The sequence below is a fragment of the Xanthomonas sp. SHU 308 genome, assembly GCF_000364645.1.
Classification (GTDB): domain Bacteria; phylum Pseudomonadota; class Gammaproteobacteria; order Xanthomonadales; family Xanthomonadaceae; genus Xanthomonas_A; species Xanthomonas_A sontii.
Window position 1 is genome coordinate 1 of the sequence record NZ_AQOK01000249.1, and the last position, 2,239, is coordinate 2,239.

3 protein-coding genes are annotated in these 2,239 nt (G+C 68.6%); all 3 read left to right on the forward strand.

Annotated elements, in window-relative coordinates; genetic code table 11:
* A partial coding sequence (locus tag D588_RS0109410) for an MliC family protein (RefSeq protein WP_017915796.1) occupies positions 1-300 on the forward strand: 300 nt, incomplete at its 5' end.
* 114 nt (positions 301-414) lie between these two features.
* Positions 415-1,269 (forward strand): flagellar motor stator protein MotA, encoded by an 855-nt coding sequence (gene motA / locus D588_RS0109415; RefSeq protein WP_017908926.1) that lies wholly within the window; start codon positions 415-417, stop codon positions 1,267-1,269.
* Positions 1,270-1,276: 7 nt separating this feature from the next.
* Positions 1,277-2,239: flagellar motor protein MotB (gene motB, locus D588_RS0109420; RefSeq protein ID WP_017915797.1), on the forward strand; the 963-nt coding region annotated here is incomplete at its 3' end.

Sequence of the window (2,239 nt, forward strand, 5' to 3'; positions counted from 1 at the left end):
GCGGCCTCCCCGGCCGCCGCGCCCGGCCTGCAGGCCGATGCCCTGCCCATGCAGTGGCGCTGCGGCGAGGAACTGGTGCAGGCCGCCGCCGATCCGGCGCGCGAGCGCCTGGCCCTGCAGGTGCGCGGCACCCGCCTGGACATGCAGCGCACCGATGCCGGCGGCGCCACCGGCGCACGCTACACCGACGCCCTGGGCAATATTTTCTGGCAGTCGCAGCCGGACCAGGCCACGCTGACCCTGGCCGGCCTGGGCGAGACCCTCAAATGCGTCCGCCACGACAGCGGCATGACCGGCTGAACACCGGCGCGGGGGCGGCCGCCGCCAAAAACCCGGCACAGTTCACACCTTCAGAATGGCGCGGCGGGGCCGACATCTAGAGCGTCCCCGCTCCGGCCCGCAGGCTGCCCCGCCATGCTCATCATCGTTGGCTTCATCGTCGTCATCATCAGCGTGGTCGGCGGCTACGTGCTGTCGCACGGCAAACTCGGCGCGCTGTGGCAGCCCTACGAGCTGATGATCATCGGTGGCGCGGCGCTGGGCGCGTTCCTGGTCAGCACCCCGGGCAAGATCGTCAAGGCGACGCTCTCCGGCGTGCTGGGCGTGTTCAAGGGCCCGCAGTACAAGGCCGACGACTACCGCAGCACCCTGACCCTGATCTACGAACTGCTGAACAAGGCGCGCCGCGACGGCTTCATGGCCCTGGAAGACCACGTCGAGCGCCCGGCCGACAGCGCGATCTTCGGCAACTACCCGAAGGTGCTGGCCGACCACCACCTGCTCGACTTCATCACCGACTGCCTGCGCCTGATGATCGGCAGCAACATCGAGCCGCACGAACTGGAACCGCTGCTGGAGCTGGAGCTGGAGAAGCACCACCACGAGGCGATGGCGCCGGCGCATGCGCTGAGCAAGGTGTCCGACGGCCTGCCCGGTTTCGGCATCGTCGCCGCGGTGCTGGGCATCGTCATCACCATGGGCTCGATCGGCGGTCCGATCGAGGAGATCGGCCACCACGTCGGCGCGGCGCTGGTCGGCACCTTCCTCGGCATCCTGCTGGCCTACGGCTTCGTCGCGCCGCTGTCGGCGGCGATGGAAGCGCGCGCCGAGCAGGACAGCCGCATCTTCGAATCGGTGAAGACCGCGCTGCTGGCCTGCCTGCGCGGCTACAACCCGAAGATCGCCCTCGAATTCGCGCGCAAGACCCTGCCGACCGACGTGCGGCCGAGCTTCGCCGACTTCGAATCGCATCTGAAGACGATCAAGTAACGCGGTCATGGCCGAGACCAAATCCACCGTCGTCATCCGCCGGGTCAAGAAGGTCCAGGGCGGCGGCCACCACGGCGGCGCGTGGAAGGTGGCCTATGCCGACTTCGTGACCGCGATGATGGCGTTCTTCCTGGTGCTGTGGCTGGTGGCGGCCACCACCAAGGAACAGCGCGCGGCGATCGCCGAATACTTCCGCAACCCCAGCCCGCTGGCCGGCAAGAGCCCGGCGCCGAGCCCCGGCATGGCCGGCCCCGGCGGCGCCAGCACCTCGATGATCAAGCTCGGCGGCGCCGGCGAGATGCAGCGCGGCAACAACAAGGATCCGTTCGGCAGCAAGAGCCTGAAGGGCGACGACAGCAAGACCACGCAGCGCGAGAAGGAGAAGCAACGCCTGGAAACGCTGATGCAGGAACTGAAGGAAGCCATCGACAAGAGCCAGGCGCTGGAACCGTTCAAGGACCAGCTGCTGCTGGACCTGACCCCGGACGGCCTGCGCATCCAGATCGTGGACAAGGAAAACCGGCCGATGTTCGACCTCGGCAGCGCGGTGCTCAAGCCCTACACCCGCGGCATCCTCCACGAGCTGTCCGGCTTCATCAACCAGGTGCCCAACCACATCAGCATCACCGGCCACACCGACGTCACCCAGTACAGCGGCAAGAACGGCTACAGCAACTGGGAACTGAGCGCGGACCGCGCCAACGCCGCGCGCCGCGAACTGGTCGCCGGCGGCATGGGCGAGGACAAGGTCTCGCGCGTGGTCGGGCTGTCCTCCTCGGTGCTGTTCGACAAGCAGGTGCCGAACAATCCGATCAACCGCCGCATCAGCATCGTGGTGATGACCAAGGATGCCGAGGACGCCGCCACCGCCGACGGCGACCACAGCGTCGCCCTGGGCACGGTGCAGCCCGACGCCGACACCAAGGTGCCGGACCTGAGCGCCGCGGCGACGGACGCGGCCGCCGCGCCA

Excerpts from the sequence above, each read along its gene's own strand:
- motA (WP_017908926.1), top strand. The coding sequence starts at position 415 with ATGCTCATCATCGTTGGCTTCATCGTCGTCATCATCAGCGTGGTCGGC.